Consider the following 21397-nt stretch of genomic DNA (forward strand, 5'->3'; position numbering starts at 1 on the left):
GCCCGCCGGGCGGGACACCGCCCGGCGACGACGGCGCGGCGGCGCGGCGGACGCGCCCTCACCGCCGGCGGCGGGGGATTCGTTCTGTTCCGTGGCCGCAGTCTGCTGCGGATCGGTGTTATCGAGCATGCGGGTGGATCTCCCGTCAGGCCCCCGGGCTCCACATCCGGGCACGGCTCGGCACCGGTGGGCGGCCGGCATCTCGACGATGCTCGGGCCGGACCCTTTCACGGTGCCGCCGCGCGGACGCGAGGCCGCACAGGGGCTCGTAGTCTCGCTCGGCGCCCCGCACGCGGCGGGGTGTCGAAAGTCTTCTGGTCTGACCAGTCTTCTGAGGTTTTCCCAAGCTGCGCCGTCCCCCAACCCCGGGTGGCTCCCGGACGGGGCCCCGGGCCACCGACCGTCCTGGTCGGCGGCCCCGAGTGGCCGGCCTGTGCTGCGACGACGCTCGCTCCCCTGGGGAGCCGCGGGAACCCTGGAGGACCGTCGGGTCCAGTGAGGCACTGGACCAGGCCTCCGCCCGCTAGGCGGACGCGGTGCGCGCGGCCCGGCGGCCGTTTCTCAGCCAGTCGGGGCCGCGGCGCGGTCGAGCGCCAGCGGGTCGGTCACCGTGCCGGACTCCTCGTCGAGCGGCCCCTGCGCCAGCCTGGTCACCTCTGCGGGGACCGGCGGCGCCAGGTCGGCCGTCGCACGGAGACCGGACAATACGTCGTCGGGTCGTACGGCGGGTGTGGCGTGTCGTACTACCAGGCGCAGTATCGCACAGGGACGGCCGGTCCGAACATCGTGGTCGGTTCCGGAGGTGGTGTCCGCACCGGCGGCGACCTGCGGCTCGACGACTCCGAGCGCGGCCACCGCGCCCCGCGCGTCGAAGACCCGCACGCCGTTCTTGGTCCGGCGCTCGACCTCGATCCGCTCCTCGGCGAGGAACTTCTCCACCGCGCGGGCCGCCTCGTCCGGCTCGACGCCGTCGAGCCGGACCAGCCATTCGGAGGCCTCCAGGCGCTCCACGAAGTTCGGCGTCCGCACCTCGACCGCGTCGATCACGTCCAGACCCGCCGGCAGCGACTCGTCCAGTTGCGCCCGCAGCTGCTCCGGGTCACGGACGGCGGCCAGGCCGATCTCCAGGAACTCCGCCTCGCTCGCCACCCCGGTCGGGGCCGCGTTGGCGTAGGAGACCTTCGGGTGCGGGGTGAAGCCGGCCGAGTAGGCCATCGGAACGGCGGACCGGCGCAGGGCGCGCTCGAAGGCGCGCTGGAAGTCGCGGTGGCTGGTGAAGCGGAGCCGGCCGCGCTTGGTGTAGCGGAGACGAATCCGCTGCACCGTCGGCGCGGGCGGCGGACCGTCGGGCGTACGGCGTGCCAGGGTCGCTCAGTCCTTTAGTCAAGTTTCCCCGTCCGGCGCGGCGGGCTCCCGCCACTGTCCGGACTCTGTCACCTCAAAGGGTACGCGCCCCGCCGCACCCCTCGCCCCGCCCCTGGGCCCCCACACACCCCGGCCCCCGCCCGGCTCGCACCGGACGGGGGCCGACGGGCCTGCGGCGCCTACTGGCGACTGGCTGAACAGCCGGTGACCGGAGTCCGACCGCCTCCAGGTTCCGGAAGCTCGACCGCTTCCCCCGTCGGCTGTCCGACCGAACACCATGATCAATGAGCGTTGGAGGACGGGAACGTCGTCCTCTCTGGCGCCTCCGTCGACGCCTGACGCGCGCAGAGCTCTGCACCGGCGCCGACGCACGGCCCGACGCTGCGGCTCCGCGACCCGCACGGTCGGCTTCTGAAACGCGCGGGCCTTGCCGGGGACGGCCGTACCACGACCACTTTCCTTCGTCAGCCCCATGGCCCGGGGCTGACGAAGGACTACCGGAGCGCGGAAGAGCGGAAGAGCGGAAGGGAAACGCCCGCCGCTCCGAGGTCGTCCACCCCTGCAGCTCGACGAGCTCCGGCTCGGCGCCGAGACCACCCACCTCACCCGCGACATCGAGGCCGCCGGACCCGGGGCGCTTCGCCCGAGCGGTCAGGACAGCCGCTAGGTACTCATACGATCTAAGTACTTTGACGGATACGGAGCACCCGGAGCCCGGTTAGCGTTCCGTGGAGCACAGGTACGCCTGTTCACCGCCTGGGGGGAAACAGTGGGCGACAACACCACCGGCAAGATCGTCATCCAACCAACCGATCTGCGGGCGTCTGCAGGTATCGCGAAGGGGCTGGGCGAGGAGTTCGGCGCTCCTATCCAGAACGCCGTGAACACCAGCACGACCGTCTCCGGCCAGCTGACCGGCTGGTCCATAGCAGGCGGGCTCAGCCAGCTGGGCAACGGCTGGTCCCAGCCGCTCACCAACCTGCAGCAGCGCCTCGCGAGTACGTCGACCAACCTGAACGCCAACGCCGCCTCCCACGAGCACAACGACCGCGCCGTCGCCGGTGCGTGGGCCGCACCGCAGCAGGGGCCCGAATGACCGGCACGTACGAACTCCTCGTGAAGTTCGACCCGCACGGGCTGCACGATGCCGCGAAGGGCTGGACGGCCCTGGGCCACGCAGCGGAGAGCATCGGCCGGCGGCATCGCAGCCAGGTCAACGGTCCGCTGTGCGGCAACTGGGAGGGAGAGGACGCCAAGGCCGCACTCGAGTACATGGCGAAGACGGAACAGCTGCTGAACATCGCCAAGATGGAATCGGACACCGCGGCCCTGGTTCTGAACACCGTCGCCGACCGGATGTACCAGGCGCAGACCAACCTCACCAATGCCGTGAAACGTGCCGTGGACGCCGGCCTGACGGTCTCGTCCGATGGCGTTGTCAGCCTCCCGCCCGTAGACAAGGGCGAGGCGAACGATCCCGAGGCGCAGAAGGCACGCCAACAGCTCGGTTCGGAGATGAACGGCTTCCAGGACCGGATCAACACCGCGCTGAAGGACGCCCAGACGGCGAGCGATCAGGGCAACACGGCGTTGGGGCGGCTGAGTTCGAACGCCCTGGATCCGACCAAGGTGAACCTCGCCGGGGCCAAGAACGCGGCCGCCGCTGCGATGAAGGACCTGGGCCTGGTCGACCCCTACCTCCCTGACGGCAAGGATCCGGAGAAGTCCGCCGCGTGGTGGAAGGGCCTCGCCCCGGAGCAGCAGGAGGCCTACCTGGCCCTGCACCCCGGGGAGATCGGGAAGCTCGACGGGCTTCCCGCGACCGTCCGCGACGAGGCCAACCGTCTCGTGCTCGACGAGAAGCTGGATGCCTACCGGGCGGGGAAGCCCGGCGACTTCGGGATCACCGAAGAGGAGTACAAGTCGCGAATATCGGCGATGGAGGAAATCCGGAGGAAGTTGACGGCGTCCGACGGGAATCCCGAGGAGCACCGGATGTTCCTGCTCGGCATCGATCCGGACGTTCACAACGGCCGAGCCATCGTTTCCACAGGCAACCCTGACAACTCCCAGCACACAGCCGTCTTCGTACCCGGCACCGGGACCGTCCTCTCCGGAGTGCCGGGTCAGATGGACCACATCCGGCGCCTCCAGAAGGCCGCCGAAGCCGAAGCGAAGCACGGCGACAACGTCGCCGTCGTCTCATGGCTGGGCTACGAAACACCGGAATGGGGCGACGCCAGTGTGGCCTTCACCGATCGCGGAGACGCCGGAGCGCCGGACCTGCGCAACTTCACCAAAGGCCTGCGGGTAGCGGAGGGTGACAGCGGCGTCTGCTCGCACCTGACCGTCATGGCCCACAGTTACGGCACCTACGTCGTGGGCGCGGCCGCGCGGGACGGCGGGGTGAACGCCGATGACATCCTTGCGCTCGGCAGCCCCGGCATGGGAGTGGACAAGGCGTCCGAGCTCAACATCGATCCGAAGCACGTCTGGGTCGGTACGGCCAGGGACGACTTCATCCGGGAGGTCGCCGGCGACCTGTCCGGCCGGGCTCCCCAGAACATGTACTTCGGCGCGCAGAACATCCAGATCGACACCAGTGGACACGGCGGCTACTGGGACACCGGCCCAGGGGCCGCAAGCGAAAGCCTCCGCAACCAGGGGCGAATCATCGCCGGCCGTCCACCGACGGTCCTCCCCCAGATTCCGCACTGACCCCGTCATCAGCAGTGCTACGAACCGTCGACTCGCATCGTCCTCAGGAGTGCCATGACCGCAGTGATCACCCGGGTTTCCAGGCGCCTCGCCGGTACCGCGCTCCTGGTCGCGATGCTCGGCGCGTGCTCATCCACTGCTCCGACCGATAGGAACGCCATGCCACCCGTGAAATCCAAGGCTGACGCCCAGGCCTGGGCGCGACAGATCACCGAGCACATGGCCCGGACTGCTGGCATCGAAATCGATCCCACGACCATCGACGCGTTCTTCTCACCCTGTACCGGCAGGAACGGTGAGACCGCCTCCGACGACCGGTACATCCTGATGTACACCGTGAAGAGCTCGGTGCCGCGTGCCCAGCACCCGGAAGCGGTGAGGAAGGTCCGCGACATGCTGGTCGGCGAAGGCCTCGATGTGACCGGCTACCGCGAGAGCGTGGACGGCAAGCCGGATGCCCTCGTTGACGCCTTCCACCCCAACAGCCGGTACTCCGCAACGGCGTCGACGTCAGGCGGCGAGGACCGCATGTACCTCAGCGTCATCACTCCTTGCCTGTTGCCTCCACCCGCGTCGGTCTCGCCGACTGGTACCTCCTAGAGCCCGGCCACCCTTCCGTCGACGCTGCCGAGAGGCAGGGCCAGGTAGCCGGTGGCTACTGAGCGTCGCTCGACCGAACGCCGAGGCCATCGCCCGTCGCGGTTGCGGAGCAGGACGCGGGGGCACTTCTCCGGCATGGATTCAGGGATAGCCGCCGTAGTCGGTGCAGCCATCGGCATGCTCGGTGGCGCCGGGGGTGGGTGGCTCACAGTCGTGGGCCAGAACCGGCAGCAGGAGCGCCAGCAGCGATAGACCAGCAGCGTCGATTGGAGGAGGCCCGCCGGGAGGCGTACACCGCGTGCATCAGCGCTTCGAAGCGGGTCTCGGCACGCTGGTGGCGAGTCGCGGCTCAGCTCCGAACACTCGGCAGCACACCGGACCAGTGGGAGGCTGCTGCCGGCGAAGCGCACGCCGCCTGGGCACCGTTCAGCACGGCGGTGGCCGGTGTCACGGTGGTCGGGCCCGGCCCGGTCGCCGAGGCCGCCGAAGTCCTGCGTCGCGCGCTGTACGAGCTGGACCAAGCGGCGGTCGCCTGGCACGAAGCAGCTCGGCAAGCCGGCCACGGCAACCTGGCCGACTTCGATGATCGCTACATGGCTGCGGTGGCAGGCAAGCGGGTTCCTGGGCAAGCCTTTCAGCAAGCCGCCCGAGAGGCGCTGAACGCCGAGAGGTGAGGCGAAGCAGCGAGCCACTGGTATCGCGGCCGGCCACAATGCGGAAGCCCTCCCCGACAGAATCGGGGAGGGCTCCGCGGGGGGGCGCGAAGGCCTCAGATCCACTTGATCGAGGACTCGATGCCCGGGGTGGTTCCGGCGGCGGGCAGAGGGCTCCTCTGACCGCCAGACCGGGCGGACCCGCCCGGGGCGCGCGTCTTGCCGAGCGCGCCCTGGACGAGCTCCGCCCACCCCCAGAAGGTTGTGCGGCACGTCACACGGCTCGTTCGCCGTGCCATCCCACGCTCCGGGCTACTTCTGCTGGTCAGCGCCGTTGACGACCGTCAGCGGCAGCAGCTTCTTGCCGGTGGGGCCGATCTGGATGTGGGTGTCCATCTGCGGGCACACGCCGCAGTCGAAGCACGGGGTCCAGCGGCAGTCGTCCACCTCGACCTCCTCCAGGGCGTCCTGCCAGTCCTCCCACAGCCAGTCCTTGTCGAGGCCGCTGTCCAGGTGGTCCCAGGGCAGCACCTCCTCGTAGGTGCGCTCGCGGGTGGTGTACCAGTCGACGTCGACGCCGGTGCCGGCCAGGCCCTTCTCCGCGCAGGCCATCCAGCGGTCGTACGAGAAGTACTCGCGCCAGCCGTCGAAGCGGCCGCCGTCCTCGTAGACGGCCCGGATGACGGCGCCGACCCGGCGGTCGCCGCGGGAGAGCAGGCCCTCGATGATGCCCGGCTTGCCGTCGTGGTAGCGGTAGCCGATGTTCTTGCCGTACTTGCGGTCGCCGCGGATCGAGTCGCGCAGCTTGGCCAGGCGGGCGTCGGTGGCCTCGGCGGACAGCTGCGGGGCCCACTGGAACGGGGTGTGCGGCTTGGGCACGAACCCGCCGATGGAGACGGTGCAGCGGATGTCGTTCTGGCCGGTGACCTCGCGGCCCTTCTGGATGACGTTCTTCGCCATCTCGCCGATCTGGAGCACGTCCTCGTCGGTCTCGGTGGGCAGGCCGCACATGAAGTACAGCTTCACCTGGCGCCAGCCGTTGCCGTAGGCGGTGGCGACGGTGCGGATCAGGTCCTCCTCCGACACCATCTTGTTGATCACCTTGCGCATGCGCTCGCTGCCGCCCTCGGGGGCGAAGGTGAGGCCGGAGCGGCGCCCGTTGCGGGACAGCTCGTTGGCGAGGTCGATGTTGAAGGCGTCGACGCGGGTGGACGGCAGCGACAGGCCGATCTTGTCCTCGGTGTAGCGGTCGGCCAGGCCCTTGGCGATCTCCCCGATCTCGGTGTGGTCGGCGCTGGACAGCGACAGCAGGCCGACCTCCTCGAAGCCGGTCGCCTTCAGCCCGCGCTCGACCATCTCGCCGATGCCGGTGATGCTTCGCTCCCGCACGGGGCGCGTGATCATGCCGGCCTGGCAGAAGCGGCAGCCGCGGGTGCAGCCGCGGAAGATCTCGACGGACATCCGCTCGTGCACCGTCTCCGCGAGCGGGACCAGCGGCTGCTTGGGGTACGGCCACTCGTCCAGGTCCATGACGGTGTGCTTGGACACCCGCCACGGCACGCCCGGGGCGTTCGGCACGACGCGGCCGATCCGGCCGTCGGCGAGGTACTCCACGTCGTAGAACTTCGGGACGTACACCCCGCCGGTCCGGGCCAGGCGCAGCAGCAGCTCGTCGCGGCCGCCGGGGCGGCCCTCGGCCTTCCAGGCGCGGATGATCTCCGTGATGTCGAGGACGGCCTGCTCGCCGTCGCCGATCACCGCGCAGTCCAGGAAGTCCGCGATGGGCTCCGGGTTGAAGGCCGCGTGGCCGCCGGCGAGGACGATCGGGTCCTCGTCGGTGCGGTCCTTGGCCTCCAGCGGGATGCCGGCCAGGTCGAGCGCGGTCAGCATGTTGGTGTAGCCGAGCTCGGTGGAGAACGAGAGGCCGAACACGTCGAAGGCCTTCACCGGGCGGTGGGCGTCGACGGTGAACTGCGGGACGCCGTGCTCCCGCATCAGCGCCTCCAGGTCCGGCCAGACGCTGTAGGTGCGCTCGGCCAGCACGCCCTCGCGCTCGTTGAGCACCTCGTAGAGGATCATGACGCCCTGGTTGGGCAGGCCGACCTCGTAGGCGTCGGGGTACATCAACGCCCAGCGGACGTCGCAGGCGTCCCAGTCCTTGACGGTCGAGTTGAGCTCGCCGCCGACGTACTGGATCGGCTTCTGGACGTGCGGGAGGAGGGCCTCCAGGCGTGGGAAGACCGATTCGACAGTCATGTACTAGGAACCCTTACGACGTGATTCGGTGCCGCGATCCGGCACGGGAGGGGTGACCCTCAAGGGTAGCCCAATCCGGGGAACGGCCCGTCGGCCCGGGAGCCGGGCGCGGGCGCCGGCCCGCGGCGCGCGCCCGGGCGCGGTCCCCGCCACCGCACCCGCCGGTGCCCGCCCGGCACGCAGGGTGCGCGGGCGCCGCCGGGCGCCGTCCGCCGTTGACACGCCCGAACGGCGCGTGCGGTACTGACGGGGCCCTGCCCGAGCCCTGTACCCCCTTCCGGAGACGGGAGTTGGGTCGTACGCTCGGCCCGCGCCGACTCCCCGGCGGCCCGTCCCCCGTCCCGCGAGGCCCCCTCCCCCGGCCCCGCAGAGCCCGTCCCCGGCCCGCAGGCCGCGTCCGGTGGCGCAGCACGCCCGCGCCCCGGCGGCCGTACGACCGGTCGCAAGGAGAACCATGACCGACACCGGTCGGCGGGTCCGGCCCCTGCGGACCCTCGACACCGGGCCGGCCCGCTACCCCACGCAGGCCCAGGCCGAATCCGCGGCGCGACGGCTCGCCCTGCGCCGCCCGGACCGCTGCCGGCTGCGCGAGGTCGGCCGCTCCCGGGCCGGGCGCCCGCTGCTGCTGCTCTCGGTCGACCGCGGCCCGCGGGCCGTCCTCGTGGTGGGCGGCCCGCACCCCAACGAGCCGGTCGGCACGGCCGCCGCCGTCCGGCTGGCCGAGGTGCTGCTGGAGCGCCCCGCCCGGCCCGGCCTGTCCTGGCACCTGCTGCTGTGCCTGGATCCGGACGGCGCCGCGCTCAACGCGGGCTGGCTGGACGGGCCGCTCACCATGGGCCGCCACTACGAGCACTTCTTCCGCCCGGCCTTCGAGGAGCAGCCCGAACTGCTGCCCGCCCCCGGCTCCGGCCGGGCGCCGATGCCGGAGAGCCTGGCGCTGACCGGGCTGATCGACGAGCTGCGCCCGTTCCTGCAGTGCTCGCTGCACGGCGTGGACTTCGGTGGCACCTTCGTCCAGCTGACCGGCCCGGTGCCGGGGCTGTCCGAGCGCTTCGCCCGCTCCGCCGACCGGGCGGGCCTGCCGCTCGACGTGGACTCCTACGACGCCGTCGGCTGGGCCAGCCCCGCGCCCGGCACCTACCTGATGCCGCAGCTGGGCAGCGGGCACGCCTCGCGGGCGCTGCCGGACGAGCCCGAGCTGTCGACCTGGTCCTATCCGGCCCGGTACGGCGGGATCACCGCGGTGCTGGAGGTGCCGATGTGGGCGGTGGACGCCGTCGGCGACGCCGGCCAGCATCCGGCCGGGCCGCAGGCCGTCCGCGAGGCGGCCCGTGCGTTGACCGCGCGCACCGCGGAGCTCGGCGAGCTGCTCGCCAAGGTCCCGGCCCGGGCCGGGGAGGCGCACGGCGCGCTGGTGCGCACCGTCGAGTTCAACCTGGCGGTCGCCCCGCGGGTCGCCGAGGAGTGGCTGGAGCTGTGGTGCCCGGGGCCGGTGAGCGTCTCCCGGGCGACCACCGCCGGGCTGGTCGCCGCCCGGCTGCCGCTGCGGGTCGCCTCGGTCCTGCTGCGCCTGCTGTCCGAGACCCGCGGGCCGGCCGCCGAGGCCGCCCGGGAGCGCGCCCGTGCCGTGGTCGCCGACAGCCTGGACCGGCTGCGCCACCGTTTCGGTGCGCGCTGGGTTCCGGTGCAGGAGCAGCTGGCCCACCAGACCCGCGCGGTGCTCACCGCCGCCGACTGCCTGCTGAACCAGGTCTGACGAATCGTCAACCCGGTTCGAACGGCAGCAAAAAGGGCCGGTCCGGAGAGCACTCCGGACCGGCCCCCACCGTGCGGGCTCAGGCCGCTATCGGTCGCTGGCTGCGTACCGCCTGGAGCAGGCCGACGCCCATCCAGACCGCGAACATCGAGGAACCGCCGTAGGAGACGAAGGGCAGCGGGATTCCCGCGACGGGCATGATGCCCAGGCACATCCCTATGTTCTCGAAGGCCTGGAAGGAGAACCAGGCGATGACCCCGGCCGCCACGATCGTCCCGTACAGGTCGGTCGCCTGGCGGGCGATCCGGCAGGCGCGCCAGAGGATCACGCCGATCAGGGCGATTATGGCCAGCGCGCCGACGAAGCCGAGCTCCTCGCCGGCGACGGTGAACACGAAGTCGGTCTGCTGCTCCGGCACGAACTGTCCGACGGTCTGGGTGCCGTGGAACAGGCCCTTGCCGGTCAGTCCGCCCGAACCGATCGCGATCCGGGCCTGAGCGGTGTTGTAGCCGACGCCGTTCGGGTCGAGCTGCGGGTTGGCGAAGGCCGCGAAGCGGTCGATCTGGTACTGGCTCAGCAGTCCGAGCTTCCAGATCGCGATGCTGCCGCCGACGCCGGCCGCGAGGATGCCGAGCACCCAGCGGTTGGCGGCACCCGAGCCGAGCAGGATGCCCAGCACGATCGCGGACATCACCATGGTCGATCCGGCGTCCGGCATCAGCAGCACCAGGCCCATCGGCACGCACGCCCAGATGAGGCCCCGGAACACCGCCCGGTGCGAGGGGAACTCCCGCTCCCCGGCGTCGACCTGGTCCGACAGCACGACCGCCATCGCCAGCACGATGGCGAGCTTGGCGAACTCGGCGGGCTGGATGGAGAAGCCGCCACCGAGCTGGATCCACGAGTGCGCGCCGTTGACGGTCGAGCCGAGCGGGCTGAGCGTCGCCAGCAGCAGCACCATCACGGCGACGTAGATGAACGGCACCAGGGTGCGGACCCGCCGGGCTCCTATCGCTATCACCACGGCGCACAGCAGCAGGCCGATGACGAAGTTGGTCAGGTGCCGGTAGAGGAAGTACTGCGGGTCCCCGTGGGTCAGGCTGTCGCGCCCGCGGGTCGCCGACCAGACCAGCATCGAGCTTCCGAGCGAGAGGGCCAGCGCGGCCAGCAGCAGTATCCAGTCCAGCCGCCACAGCGGCGAGTCCTTGGACAGGGCCTTGGAGACCCCGGTGCGCTGGGGGGCCAGTCGCAGCTGCCGGTAGGAGCCGTAGGAGCTCATGCCCGTCCCCTTCCCGGGCGGTTCGGTTCGAGCGCGGCGTCGGCCGCGGTGTACGGCGCCGGGCTGTCGGCCGGCGGCGCCGGGTCGAGCCAGGCGGTCGCGGCGGCCGCGTCCGGCCCGGCGGGCTGCCCGAACGGCGCGGACGGGGCGACGGGCGCGGGCTGGGCGAACTGCGCGGGCCGAACGGCCTGGCCGGGCTGCACGGCCTGAACGGGCTGAACGGGCTGAACGGGCTGAACGGGCTGAACGGCCTGCGCGGCGGCGCCCGGCGCCTGGTCGATCGTGTACGCGGCCGGCTTGATGACCGCGGTGCCGTCCGGGTTGAACTTCGGCAGCTCGCCCTGCGGCGTCGGCAGCAGCGCCTTGCTGTTGTCGATGTTGCCCTTGTCGTCCACGCCGTACAGCGCCTGGTAGATCCGGCGGACGGAGTCGCCGGAACCGCCGGAGCCGGTGCCGCCCTGGCTGATCGTCATGACGATCGCGTAGTCCTTGCTGTACGTGGCCAGCCAGGAGGTGGTCTGCTTGCCCTCGACCTCGGCGGTGCCGGTCTTGGCGTGCAGCGCGATCTTGTCCTGCGGCCAGCCGGCCTGCACGAACTTCCAGGCCGCGGTACCGCTCTTGACGACGCCCTCGGTGGCCTGGTTGATGTAGCTCAGCAGCTTCTCGTCGCCGGGGAACTTGGCGTCCGCCTGCGGGGCGATCTCGCGGACGAGGTCCCCGCCCGGGCTTATCACGGCCTTGGCGACGGTCGGCCGGTAGAAGGTCCCGCCGTTGGCCAGCGCCGAGTAGATCCGGGCCATCTGGACCGGGGTGACGAGGGTGTCGCCCTGGCCGATCGCGAAGTTGACGGCGTCACCGGCGCGCATCTGGTAGCCGTCGATGCAGTTCTCCTTGGCGATCTGGTCGGAGAAGCTGTTGCCGCCCTTCTGCGCCTGCGCGCACCAGGCGTCCTTGTTGTTGTCGTAGAAGGACTGCTTCCACTGCCGGTCCGGCACCCGGCCGGCCACCTCGGAGGGCAGGTCGATGCCGGTCTTGGCACCGAGGCCGAACTCGTGGGCCGTCTTGAAGAACCAGTCCGACGGGTCCTTCTTCGGCTTGATGCCGCCGTCCTTCATCCACTGGTCGTACGCCAGGCCGTAGAAGACGGTGTCGCAGGAGACCTCCAGCGCCTTCTCCAGGGAGATCGCGCCGAAGTTCTCGCTCTCGAAGTTCTTGAACTCGCGGCCGCCGATGGTCATGCTCTTCGGGCACTGGTAGCTGCCGTCCAGCGAGTAGCCGGCCTGCACCGCGGCGGTGGTGGAGATGACCTTGAAGGTCGACCCGGGGGCGGACTGACCCTGTATGGCCCGGTTCAGCAGCGGGAAGTTGGAGTCCTTGCTGGTCAGCGACTGGTAGTCCTTGCCGCTGATGCCGCCCACCCACAGGTTGGGGTCGTAGGTCGGGGCGCTCGCCATGGCGACGATCCGTCCGGTGTGGACGTCCATCACGACGGCGGCGCCGGAGTCGGCCTCGTAGTTGCGGTTGGTGACCTTGTCGAAGGTCTTCCGGGCGTCGGCCATGGCCTGCGCGAGGTTGTCCTCGACGACCTTCTGCACCCGGGCGTCGATGCTGGTGACCAGGTTGTTGCCGGTCTGCGGGGCGACCGTGCCGGCGGTGCCGATCACCCGGCCGAGGTTGTCCACCTCCAGCTTGGTGATGCCCGCGGTGCCGCGCAGGTCGCGGTCGTACACCGACTCCAGGCCGGCCCGGCCGATCTGGTCGGCCGGCAGGTAGCGGTCCAGACCGGTCTTGTCCGCGGTCTTGCTGACCTCGTCGTCGGTGACGGGCGAGAGGTAGCCGAGCACCTGGGCCATGTTGGCGCCCTCGACGCCGGTGTAGTGGCGCACGGCGGTGGGCTGCGCGGTGACCCCGGGGAAGTCCTCGCGGCGCTCCATTATCTGCATCGCCTGCTGGGTGGTCGCCTCCTTGGTGACCGGGATCGGCTGGTAGGGCGAACCGTTCCAGCAGGGCTGCGGGGTCTTGGCGTCGCAGAGCCGGACCTTCTCCTGCACGTCCTTGGCCGGCATGCCCAGCACGTCGGCGAGGCGCCCCAGCACCGCCTTGCCGCCGTCCTTCTGCTGCATCAGCGAGGTCCGGCTGACGGACACCACCAGCCGGGTCTCGTTGCCGGCCAGGACCCGGCCGGAGGCGTCCAGGATCTCACCGCGGACGGACGGCTCGACCACCTCGCGGATGTGGTTGCCGGTCGCCTTGGCGGTGTACTCCTTGGCGTTGCGGATCTGCAGGTACCACAGCCGTCCGCCGAGGGTGGCGAGCAGCGACAGCACCAGGATCTGCAACACCACCAGACGGATCGTCACCCGCCGGGTTCGGCCGGTCTCGGGGATGTTGCTCACGTCTCGTGCGCTCCAGGGTGCGGGGAGGTCGGGAGTTCTGGGGCCCGGGAGGGCCGGTTACGGGCGCCGGGCGAAGCCGGGCACGCGCCGCTTCTTGTACTTCGGGCCGGACGAGACCTCACGCGTGGTGCGGTAGCGGGCCAGCGTGCCGAGGCCGGGGCCGCCCTCGTCGTCGTCGCTGGCGGCGGTCACCGGGTCGCGGCCGAAGCTGCGTCCGAGCAGCATCACCAGCGGCACCACGAACGGGGCCAGCAGCAGGTCGTACAGCAGGGCGCTGACCACCAGGCCGCTGAGGCCGACGTGCCGGGCCGCGGTGTCGCCGACCAGGGCGCCGACCATCGCGTACAGCAGGGTGGAGGCGATCGCCGCGGCGCCGACGACCACCAGGGCGCCGGAGACCGAACGCCGGCGGCCGTGGTCCGAGCGCAGCAGGCCCGCGACGTAGCCCATCAGGCAGAGCACCAGGGCGTAGCGGCCGATGGCGTGGTCGGAGGGCGGGGCGAGGTCCGCGAGCAGTCCGGCCGCGAAGCCGACCAGGCAGCCGCCGGTCGGCCCGTAGACCATGGCCAGGCCGACCACGACGAGCAGCAGGACGTCCGGGGTGGCCCCCGGGAGCTGGAGCCGGCCGAACACGCTCACCTGGAGGACCAGTCCGAGCAGGATGAGGACGGCGGAGACGGGGATGCGGGCGAGGCGCATGGCTCAGTTCCCCCCATTGGGCTTGGCGGGCGGGGCGGCGGGCCCGGAGGCCTGCGGCTGGGCGGGCGCGGCCGGGGCCTGGCTCTGGCCCGGGGTGGGGGCGGGCGGCAGGACGGCGTCGCGCGGGTCGGTGCGCGGCGGCACGACCACGACGCCGACCAGGTCCAGCCGGGTGAACTGGACGAACGGCTCGACCAGGACGGTCTTGGTCAGCTGGCCCGCGTTGGCCTGGACCTCGGTGACCTTGCCGACGGGGACGCCGGGGACGAACGGGCGGCCGCTCTGCGAGCCGAAGGTGACCAGCCGGTCCCCGGCCTTGACCTGCGCCTTGCCGTTGAGCAGGGAGACCTTCATCGGGCTGTCGCCGCCGCCGGAGGCGAAGCCGATCTCGCCGCTGCCCTCCAGCCGGGTGCCGGCCGAGAAGCCCGGGTCGGAGGCGAGCAGCACGGTGGCGGTGGTCGGGGCGACGGTGGTGACCCGGCCGACCAGGCCCTGTCCGTTGATCACGGTCATGTCGCGGGTGAGGCCGTCGTCGCTGCCGGCGTCGATGGTGATGGTCCAGGAGAAGCCCTGGGCCGGGCCGATCGCGATCACCTGGGCGGCCTTGACGGTGTAGCCGCCGGCGCCGGCGGTGCGCAGCAGGTCGTCCAGCTGCTTGGTGCGCCCGGCGGCCATGTCGGAGGAGGCGAGCTTCTGCCGCAGGTCGGTGTTCTCGCGGGCGAGCTGGTCGGTGCGGCCGCTGTTGGTGGCGGTGTCGCGGAAGGCGCGGACGGTGTCGGCGACGGGGTCGACGACGGTGGCCGCGCCGCGCTCGACCGGGCCGAGAACCTTGGCGGCCGCCTGCCGGGCCGGGCCGAGCGGGGAGTCCTCACCGCCCTTGATGTCCACGGTGATCAGCGCGAAGGCGATGGCCACCAGCAGGATGAGCAGCAGCCGGCTCTCTCGTGTGTCCCTCACGGTGCTGGTACTGCCCCTTCGTACCTGGCGGCCGCCGGGGCTGTGGGGCCCCGGGCGGCGGCCCGTTCAGTTGAGTGTCGGATGTCTCGTCGTGGTGCTAACGGCGCGGCTGGGCGTCCAGTACCTGCTGGAGCGCCTCGAACTCCTCGACGCACTTGCCGGAGCCGAGCGCGACGGAGTCGAGCGGGTTCTCGGCGATGTGGATCGGCATGCCGGTCTCGCGGCGCAGCCGCTCGTCCAGGCCGCGCAGCAGGGCGCCGCCGCCGGTGAGCACGATGCCGCGGTCCATGACGTCGCCGGCCAGCTCGGGCGGGCACTGGTCGAGGGTGGTCTTGACCGCGTCGATGATCGTGTTGACCGGTTCGTCGATGGCCTCGCGGACCTCGGCGGCGGAGATGACGACGGTCTTCGGCAGGCCGCTGACGAGGTCGCGGCCGCGGATCTCGGCGTGCTCGTCCTTCTCGCCCTCCAGGCCGTAGGCGCTGCCGATGCTCATCTTGATCTGCTCGGCGCTGCGCTCGCCGAGGAGGAGGGAGTACTCCTTCTTGATGTGCTGGACGATGGCGTTGTCCAGTTCGTCGCCCGCCACCCGGATGGACTGGGCGGTGACGATGCCGCCGAGGGAGATCACGGCGACCTCGGTGGTGCCGCCGCCGATGTCGACGACCATGTTGCCGGTGGCCTCGTGGACGGGCAGGCCGGCGCCGATCGCGGCGGCCATCGGCTCCTCGATGATGTGCACCTGGCGCGCGCCGGCCTGGGAGGAGGCCTCGATGACGGCGCGGCGCTCGACGCCGGTGATGCCGGAGGGCACGCAGACGACGACGCGGGGGCGGGCGAGGTAGCGGCGGCGGTGGATCTTGAGGATGAAGTACCGCAGCATCCGCTCGGTGATCTCGAAGTCGGCGATCACGCCGTCCTTGAGCGGGCGGATGGCGACGATGTTGCCGGGCGTGCGGCCGATCATCTTCTTGGCCTCGGCGCCGACCGCCAGGATGCCGCCGGTGTTGGTGTTGACGGCGACGACTGACGGCTCGTTGAGGACGATCCCCTTGCCCCTGACGTACACCAGCGTGTTGGCAGTTCCGAGGTCGATCGCCAAGTCGCGGCCGATGAACGACAGGTTGCTCGCCATGGGGTGTGGGTGCCTTCCCGGGCTCGGAGTTCATGGATGGTGGACGAAACACGCGCCCACGCTTGGGCGGAGACCAGCTGAGCTGCCTTACCGGGCCCTTGAGTCGCGTCCATCGTAGTCACGCCGCGCGGAACGGACATCGACGTGGGGCATACCGTCCATTGTCCGGAGGGTGATCGCTTCTCCGAGCATTGGGACGCCGTGTCGGCGTCCTCAGTTCCCTATTTCACGATAAGAATGCCCCGGCCGGGCCAATGGTCCCGACCGGGGCGGTGCCGAAGTCCTCCGGGCGCGCCCGGGACGGCTCAGGCCTGCGCCGGGAAGAAGATCTTGATCTCGCGCTCGGCGGACTCCGGGGAGTCGGAGGCGTGGATCAGGTTCTCGCGGGTGATGGTCGCGTAGTCGCCGCGGATGGTGCCGGCGCCGGCCTCCAGCGGGTTGGTGGCACCGGCCAGCATGCGGATGCCCTTCACGACCTCCTCGCCCTCGACGATCATCGCGATCGACGGGCCGGAGGTCATGAACTCCAGCAGCGGCTCGTAGAACGGGCGGCCGACGTGCTCCTCGTAGTGCCGCTCCAGCGTCGCCCGGTCGAAGGTGCGCAGCTCCATGGCGGCGAGCTGCCACCCGGCCTTGCGCTCGATGCGGCTGATGATCTCGCCGGCCAGGCCGCGGCGGACGGCGTCGGGCTTGAGCAGGACGAGAGTGCGCTGGGACACGGTGCGTCTCCTGGGGATTCGGTTCGGCAGGCAGTCGGGTCGCGGGGCGGGGCCGACAGGGCAGAGATTACCTTGCGTACACGGCGTGTCGGTCCGCCGGTCCGCGCCCCGGGCCGGTAGGGCCGCGGGCTCAGGCCCCGGCGGCCACCCGGGCCTCGGCGGCCGCACGGGCGGCCTTGAAGGCGTCCACCTTGCGGCCGTAGTGCACCGAGCACCACCACAGGCCGGCGAAGACCACGCCCAGGCCGAACATGGTCGGCAGGATGAAGCCGCTGGCGATCAGGCCGATCTGCAGCGCCCAGCCGATCTGCACCGCGCCCGGGCGGTTGATCACACCGCAGAGCGCGAGGCACAGCGCCATGGCGATGCCCGTGACGATCCACACGGTGGCCGTCGAGACGCTGGACAGCCGCATCGCGACCAGCCCGGCGAAGAGCGCCAGCAGCGCCTCGCCGATCAGCGTCGAGGAGCAGAGCGTCCTCATGTCACTTCCTCCCGAGCAGCAGGCGGGCCTCGCCCACCGTGATGACCGAACCGGTGACCAGCACCCCGGCGCCGCCGAGGTCGCCCTCCTCCTCGGCCAGGGTGACGGCGGCGGCGATGGCGTCGTCGAGCCGCGGCTCGACCTGGACGCGGTCCTCGCCGAAGATCTCGACGGCCAGGGCCGCGAGCTCGTCCACGTCCATCGCGCGGTGGGTGGAGTTCTGGGTGATGACGACCTCGGCCAGGATCGGCTCGAAGGCCTCCAGCAGGCCCGGCACGTCCTTGTCCCCGGAGGTGCCGATCACGCCGACCAGGCGGGTGAAGCCGAAGGACTCGGAGAGCGCGGCGACGGTGGCGCGGGCGCCGTGCGGGTTGTGCGCGGCGTCCAGGACGATGGTGGGGCTGCGGCGGACGACCTCCAGGCGGCCCGGCGAGGAGACGCCGGAGAAGGCCTGGCGGACCTTGTCGACGTCGAGCTGCCCGCCGCGGGCGCCGCCGACGCCGAAGAAGGCCTCGACCGCGGCCAGCGCGAGCGCCGCGTTGTGCGCCTGGTGCTCGCCGTGCAGCGGGATGAAGAGGTCCTCGTACTCCTCGCCGCCGAGCCCGCGCAACGTCACCAGCTGGCCGCCGACCGCGAGCTCACGGCGGATCACGCCGAACTCCATGCCCTCGCGGGCGACCGTCGCGTCGACCTCGACGGCCCGGCGCAGGATGGTCTGGGCGGCGTCCAGCGGCTGCTGGGCGACCACCGCGATGGCGCCGGTCTTGATGATCCCGGACTTCTCGACCGCGATCTCGCCGGTGGTCTCGCCGAGCTTGTCGGTGTGGTCCAGCCCGATCGGGGTGATCACGGCGACGGCCCCGTCGACGACGTTGGTGGCGTCCCACGAGCCGCCCATGCCCACCTCGACCACCGCGACCTCCACCGGCGCGTCGGCGAAGGCCGCGTAGGCCATGCCGGTCAGCACCTCGAAGAAGGACATCGGCACCGGCTGCGCCGCGTCGACCATCTGCACGTAGGGCTCGATGTCGCGGTAGACCTCGACGAAGCGCTCCGGGCTGATCGGGGCGCCGTCCAGGCTGATCCGCTCGGTGACGGTCTCCACGTGCGGGCTGGTGTAGCGGCCGGTGCGCAGCTCGAAGGTGTTCAGCAGCTGCTCGATCATCCGGGCGGTGGAGGTCTTGCCGTTGGTGCCGGTGATGTGGATGGACGGGAAGGACCGCTGGGGCTGGCCCAGGATGTCCATCAGCGCCTCGATCCGGTCGAGCGAGGGCTCCAGCTTGTTCTCCGGCCAGCGCTTGGAGAGTTCCAGCTCGACGTCGCGCAGGGCGTCGCCGGGGCCGGCGTCGGCGGGGCGGAGGGTGTACGGGTTCGGGTCGGCCTTGTCGCTCACGACCACAGTCTACGGAGCGGCGCGGGCCCGTCCCGACAGGGTGAGGGCGGGGGTGGCGGGCCGGCCGGCGGGGAGGTGAGAAGCGCCACTTCGCCCGATCTCACCCTGCTGCCACCCGTTTGTCCGCTTTACCATTCCTTTAGCGACTTGAACGGCAACGAAGCATCGATTCGCAGACCACAGGAGCCGACAGCCTTTGATCATGAGGAGCACCGCACCATGCCCGAGTTCCTGCACGACTGGATCGTGCTCCGCCAGGAGCAGATCGTCTGGTTCGCCGGACTGATCTCCCTGGCCCTCGTCGGCTACATGCTCCTCGTCTTCGGACGCTTCCTCGTGTACTGGGCCGGCTCCCGCCACGCCTTCCGGCACAACGAACCCGCCGAGCCCGGCGACCCGTCCCTCTTCCAGTGGCACCTCGTCATCCCGTGCCGCGACGAGGAGGCCGTGGTCACCCAGACCCTGGACGGCCTGCGGGCCGGCGCGCCCGAGGCCCACCTGTGGGTGATCGACGACGACAGCGAGGACGCCACCCGCGACCTCGTGCTCGCCGCCGCGGCCCGCGACCCGCGCATCCACCTCGTCCAGCGCCGCCGCCCGCACGCCCGGATCGGCAAGGGCGCCGCCCTCAACGCCGCCTACCGCGAGATCTCCGCCTGGCTGCCCGAGTCCACCGACCGCTCCCGCGTGGTGATCGGCGTGGTCGACGCCGACGGCCGGCTCGACCCGGGCACCCTCGGCCACGTCTGCAACCCCGAGGCGCTCGCCCGCCCCGACACCGGCGCCGTCCAGATCGGCGTGCGGATGCGCAACGCCGACGACGAACGCCCGCTGCCCGGCCGCGGCCGCACCACCAACGCCCTCGCCCGTGCCCTGGTCCGGATGCAGGACATCGAGTTCCAGGCCAGCAACACCGGCATGCAGCTGCTCCGCCGCCGCACCGGCAGCGTCGGCCTCGGCGGCAACGGCCAGTTCGTCCGGCTCACCGCCCTCGACTCGCTCACCGCCGACGAGGGCCGGGCCGGCCGCCCCTGGCCCGAACGCGCCCTGCTGGAGGACTACGAGTCCGGCCTCGACCTGCGGCTGGCCGGCTGGCGGCTCACCCACGTCACCGAGGCCCAGGTCTCCCAGGAGGGCCTGATCTCGCTGCGCCGCTTCCTCACCCAGCGCACCCGCTGGGCCCAGGGCAACATGCAGTGCCTGCGCTACACCGGCCGGGTGCTCCGCTCCCCGCACTACACCCCGGCCGGCAAGGCCGAGGTGATGTACACCTTCCTCCAGCCCGTGGTCTGCGTGCTGCTGGTGCTGCTCTTCCCGCTCTCGCTCGGGATCACCGCCGCCGGGCTGGTGCTCTTCCCCGCCGAGACCGCCGAGTTCCAGCTCCGCTTCGGCCCCTGGATGCTGCTCGCCTTCGTGCTCGCCGCTCTGCCGATGGTGTTCTGGGGCCTCGCCTACCGCAGGCACGTCCACGGCGACCGCAGCCGGCTCACCGGACTGCTGTGGGGCGTCCTGGTCTGGCTCTACGCCTACCACCTCTTCGTCGTCGCCACCCGCGCCGCCGTCCGGCTGCTGCTGGGCCGCAACGGCTGGGCCAAGACCCGGCGCAACGCGGAGAAGGTCGCCGTCGGCGCCCCCACCGCGCTCGAGTCCTGAGCAGCACCACCGCTCCCCCGCCTCGCACCACCGCTCCCCCCGCCGCCTCGCACCACCGCCCCCTCCCCCGCGCCCGACCTCCGGCGACCGCGACCGCCGGTGCCCGCCCGCCCCCTTCGGAGTTCCGCCATGAGCACGTGCCTGCCCCCGTCCAGCGTCGCCGTCGTCCTCGGCACCCGCCCCGAGCTGGTCAAGCTCGCCCCGCTGATCCACGAACTCGGCGACGCCACCCGGCTGGTGCACACCGGCCAGCACTGGGACGAGGCGATGTCCGGCCGGTTCCTGCGCGACCTCGACCTGCCCCGCCCGGAACTGCTCACCGGCGTCGGCGGCCGCCCCCGGGCCGGCCAGATCGCCCAGTCGCTCGGCCAACTCGACGCCGCCTTCGCCGAGGACCGCCCCGCCGCCGTGGTCGTCCAGGGCGACACCAACGCGACCCTCGCCGGGGCGTTGGCCGCCAACGCCCGGGAGATCCCGCTGGTGCACGTCGAGGCCGGGCTGCGCAGCTACGACCGGGCGATGCCCGAGGAGCACAACCGGGTCATGGTCGACCACGTCTCCGACCTGCTCTGCGCCGCCACCCAGGACAACGTCGCCAACCTGCGCAACGAGTCGCTCGCCCCGGAGCGGATCGCGCTCACCGGCAACACCGTGGTCGAGGTGGTCCGCCGCCGGCTGCCCGCCCCGGCCGCCCGCGCCGCGCTGCTCGCCGCCCACGGCCTGCGCCCGGACGCGTACGTGCTGGCCACCGTGCACCGCCCGGAGAACACCGACACCGCGGAGGCGCTCGGCGCCGTGCTCGCCGAGCTGGACCGGATCGCCCGGGCCGGCACCCCCGTGCTGTTCCCGATGCACCCCCGCACCCGCGCGGCCGTGGAGCGCTTCGGACTGGACCGCCTGCTGGAGCGCCTAGCCGTGACCGAACCGGTCGGCTACGGCGACTTCCTGGGCCTGGCGAGCCACGCGGCGCTGCTGGTCTCCGACTCCGGCGGCGTCCAGGAGGAGTGCACCGTGCTCGGCCGCCCGCTGCTGGTGGTGCGCCGCTCCACCGAACGCCCGGAGGCGATGGCGGCCGGCTTCGCCGCACTGGTGCGGCCCGGCGCGGAGCTGGGCGAGCTGGCCCGGGCCTGGCTCTCCGACACCCCCGAGCGACTGGCCCGGCTGGCGGCCACCCCGAGCCCGTACGGCGACGGGCTCGCCTCGGCCCGGATCGCCGCGCTGACCGCCGCGCTCGCCGGGCGCGGTGCGGAGGCGGAGGCTCTGGCCCAGCCGGCGGTGCCTGCGGCCGCGTAGCCGCGCAGCGGGGGGCGGCGGGGCGGTCGGGCGGCCGGGGC

The 21397-nt window shown here is 71.9% G+C and carries 17 protein-coding genes; 7 read left to right on the forward strand and 10 right to left on the reverse strand.

Going from position 1 to position 21397, the window contains the following annotated elements:
• Nucleotides 1-561 precede the first annotated feature (561 nt).
• Nucleotides 562-1323, reverse strand: a complete 762-nt coding sequence (locus ABT247_RS12710) for a TIGR03936 family radical SAM-associated protein (protein WP_350741869.1) — start codon at nt 1321-1323, stop codon at nt 562-564.
• 922 nt (nt 1324-2245) lie between these two features.
• Here ABT247_RS12710 and ABT247_RS12715 point away from each other — a divergent pair.
• The 4 genes from ABT247_RS12715 (at nt 2246) to ABT247_RS12730 (ending at nt 5357) form a co-directional block, all read left to right on the forward strand.
• Nucleotides 2246-2461 carry a hypothetical protein gene (locus tag ABT247_RS12715; RefSeq protein WP_350741871.1) on the forward strand — a complete coding sequence of 72 codons (216 nt, stop codon included), beginning with the start codon at nt 2246-2248 and terminating at the stop codon, nt 2459-2461.
• Nucleotides 2458-4083, forward strand: a complete 1626-nt coding sequence (locus ABT247_RS12720) for an alpha/beta hydrolase (RefSeq protein ID WP_350741873.1) — start codon at nt 2458-2460, stop codon at nt 4081-4083. The genes ABT247_RS12715 and ABT247_RS12720 overlap by 4 nt, the downstream gene beginning before the upstream one ends.
• A gap of 54 nt (nt 4084-4137) precedes the next feature.
• Nucleotides 4138-4683 carry a hypothetical protein gene (locus ABT247_RS12725; protein ID WP_350741875.1) on the forward strand — a complete coding sequence of 182 codons (546 nt, stop codon included), beginning with the start codon at nt 4138-4140 and terminating at the stop codon, nt 4681-4683.
• A gap of 266 nt (nt 4684-4949) precedes the next feature.
• Entirely contained in the window at nt 4950-5357 is a 408-nt protein-coding gene (locus tag ABT247_RS12730; protein WP_350741877.1) for a hypothetical protein, read from the forward strand.
• Between the two features lie 291 nt (nt 5358-5648).
• Here the strand turns inward: ABT247_RS12730 and ABT247_RS12735 are convergent, their stop codons facing one another.
• Nucleotides 5649-7592 carry a TIGR03960 family B12-binding radical SAM protein gene (locus ABT247_RS12735; RefSeq protein ID WP_350741879.1) on the reverse strand — a complete coding sequence of 648 codons (1944 nt, stop codon included), beginning with the start codon at nt 7590-7592 and terminating at the stop codon, nt 5649-5651.
• A 454-nt stretch (nt 7593-8046) separates the two neighbouring features.
• Here ABT247_RS12735 and ABT247_RS12740 point away from each other — a divergent pair, with 454 nt between their 5' ends.
• On the forward strand, nt 8047-9348 hold the full coding sequence (locus ABT247_RS12740) for a M14 family zinc carboxypeptidase (protein WP_350741881.1): 1302 nt from the start codon (nt 8047-8049) through the stop codon (nt 9346-9348).
• A gap of 79 nt (nt 9349-9427) precedes the next feature.
• Here ABT247_RS12740 and rodA read toward each other — a convergent pair whose 3' ends face one another.
• The 8 genes from rodA to folC form a co-directional block, all read right to left on the reverse strand.
• Nucleotides 9428-10627, reverse strand: coding sequence for a rod shape-determining protein RodA (gene rodA, locus ABT247_RS12745; protein ID WP_350741883.1), 1200 nt, complete (start codon nt 10625-10627; stop codon nt 9428-9430).
• Nucleotides 10624-13023 carry a penicillin-binding protein 2 gene (gene mrdA, locus ABT247_RS12750; protein WP_350741885.1) on the reverse strand — a complete coding sequence of 800 codons (2400 nt, stop codon included), beginning with the start codon at nt 13021-13023 and terminating at the stop codon, nt 10624-10626. Before mrdA ends, rodA begins: the two co-directional genes overlap by 4 nt.
• A 57-nt stretch (nt 13024-13080) precedes the next feature.
• Entirely contained in the window at nt 13081-13722 is a 642-nt protein-coding gene (gene mreD, locus ABT247_RS12755) for a rod shape-determining protein MreD (protein WP_350741887.1), read from the reverse strand.
• A gap of 3 nt (nt 13723-13725) precedes the next feature.
• Complete coding sequence (gene mreC, locus ABT247_RS12760; protein ID WP_350741889.1) at nt 13726-14679, reverse strand: rod shape-determining protein MreC; 954 nt, start codon at nt 14677-14679, stop codon at nt 13726-13728.
• A 97-nt stretch (nt 14680-14776) separates the two neighbouring features.
• Nucleotides 14777-15802 (reverse strand): rod shape-determining protein, encoded by a 1026-nt coding sequence (locus ABT247_RS12765; protein ID WP_350741910.1) that lies wholly within the window; start codon nt 15800-15802, stop codon nt 14777-14779.
• 317 nt (nt 15803-16119) lie between these two features.
• Nucleotides 16120-16533, reverse strand: a complete 414-nt coding sequence (ndk, locus tag ABT247_RS12770; RefSeq protein WP_350741891.1) for a nucleoside-diphosphate kinase — start codon at nt 16531-16533, stop codon at nt 16120-16122.
• A gap of 130 nt (nt 16534-16663) precedes the next feature.
• Nucleotides 16664-17017 (reverse strand): DUF4233 domain-containing protein, encoded by a 354-nt coding sequence (locus ABT247_RS12775; protein ID WP_350741893.1) that lies wholly within the window; start codon nt 17015-17017, stop codon nt 16664-16666.
• 1 nt (nt 17018) lies between these two features.
• Nucleotides 17019-18410: a bifunctional tetrahydrofolate synthase/dihydrofolate synthase gene (gene folC / locus ABT247_RS12780; protein WP_502892440.1), complete on the reverse strand. Its 1392-nt coding sequence runs from the start codon at nt 18408-18410 to the stop codon at nt 17019-17021.
• Between the two features lie 309 nt (nt 18411-18719).
• Between folC and ABT247_RS12785 the strand changes: the two genes are divergently transcribed.
• Nucleotides 18720-20063, forward strand: a complete 1344-nt coding sequence (locus ABT247_RS12785; protein ID WP_502892441.1) for an XrtP-associated glycosyltransferase — start codon at nt 18720-18722, stop codon at nt 20061-20063.
• A 129-nt stretch (nt 20064-20192) separates the two neighbouring features.
• On the forward strand, nt 20193-21356 hold the full coding sequence (wecB, locus tag ABT247_RS12790; RefSeq protein ID WP_350741897.1) for a non-hydrolyzing UDP-N-acetylglucosamine 2-epimerase: 1164 nt from the start codon (nt 20193-20195) through the stop codon (nt 21354-21356).
• The last annotated feature ends 41 nt before the right edge of the window (nt 21357-21397 follow it).

It is taken from the genome of Kitasatospora sp. NPDC001539 (assembly GCF_040298565.1).
Taxonomy (GTDB): Bacteria; Actinomycetota; Actinomycetes; order Streptomycetales; family Streptomycetaceae; genus Kitasatospora.

What these genes read in the sequence shown, in the direction of transcription:
- ABT247_RS12720 (WP_350741873.1), top strand. Translation starts at nt 2,458, where the DNA reads ATGACCGGCACGTACGAACTCCTCGTGAAGTTCGACCCGCACGGGCTG.
- ABT247_RS12725 (WP_350741875.1), top strand. Translation starts at nt 4,138, where the DNA reads ATGACCGCAGTGATCACCCGGGTTTCCAGGCGCCTCGCCGGTACCGCG.
- ABT247_RS12735 (WP_350741879.1), bottom strand. Translation starts at nt 7,592, where the DNA reads ATGACTGTCGAATCGGTCTTCCCACGCCTGGAGGCCCTCCTCCCGCAC.
- ABT247_RS12740 (WP_350741881.1), top strand. Translation starts at nt 8,047, where the DNA reads ATGACCGACACCGGTCGGCGGGTCCGGCCCCTGCGGACCCTCGACACC.
- rodA (WP_350741883.1), bottom strand. Translation starts at nt 10,627, where the DNA reads ATGAGCTCCTACGGCTCCTACCGGCAGCTGCGACTGGCCCCCCAGCGC.
- mreD (WP_350741887.1), bottom strand. Translation starts at nt 13,722, where the DNA reads ATGCGCCTCGCCCGCATCCCCGTCTCCGCCGTCCTCATCCTGCTCGGA.
- ABT247_RS12775 (WP_350741893.1), bottom strand. Translation starts at nt 17,017, where the DNA reads ATGAGGACGCTCTGCTCCTCGACGCTGATCGGCGAGGCGCTGCTGGCG.
- ABT247_RS12785 (WP_502892441.1), top strand. Translation starts at nt 18,720, where the DNA reads ATGCTCCTCGTCTTCGGACGCTTCCTCGTGTACTGGGCCGGCTCCCGC.
- wecB (WP_350741897.1), top strand. Translation starts at nt 20,193, where the DNA reads ATGAGCACGTGCCTGCCCCCGTCCAGCGTCGCCGTCGTCCTCGGCACC.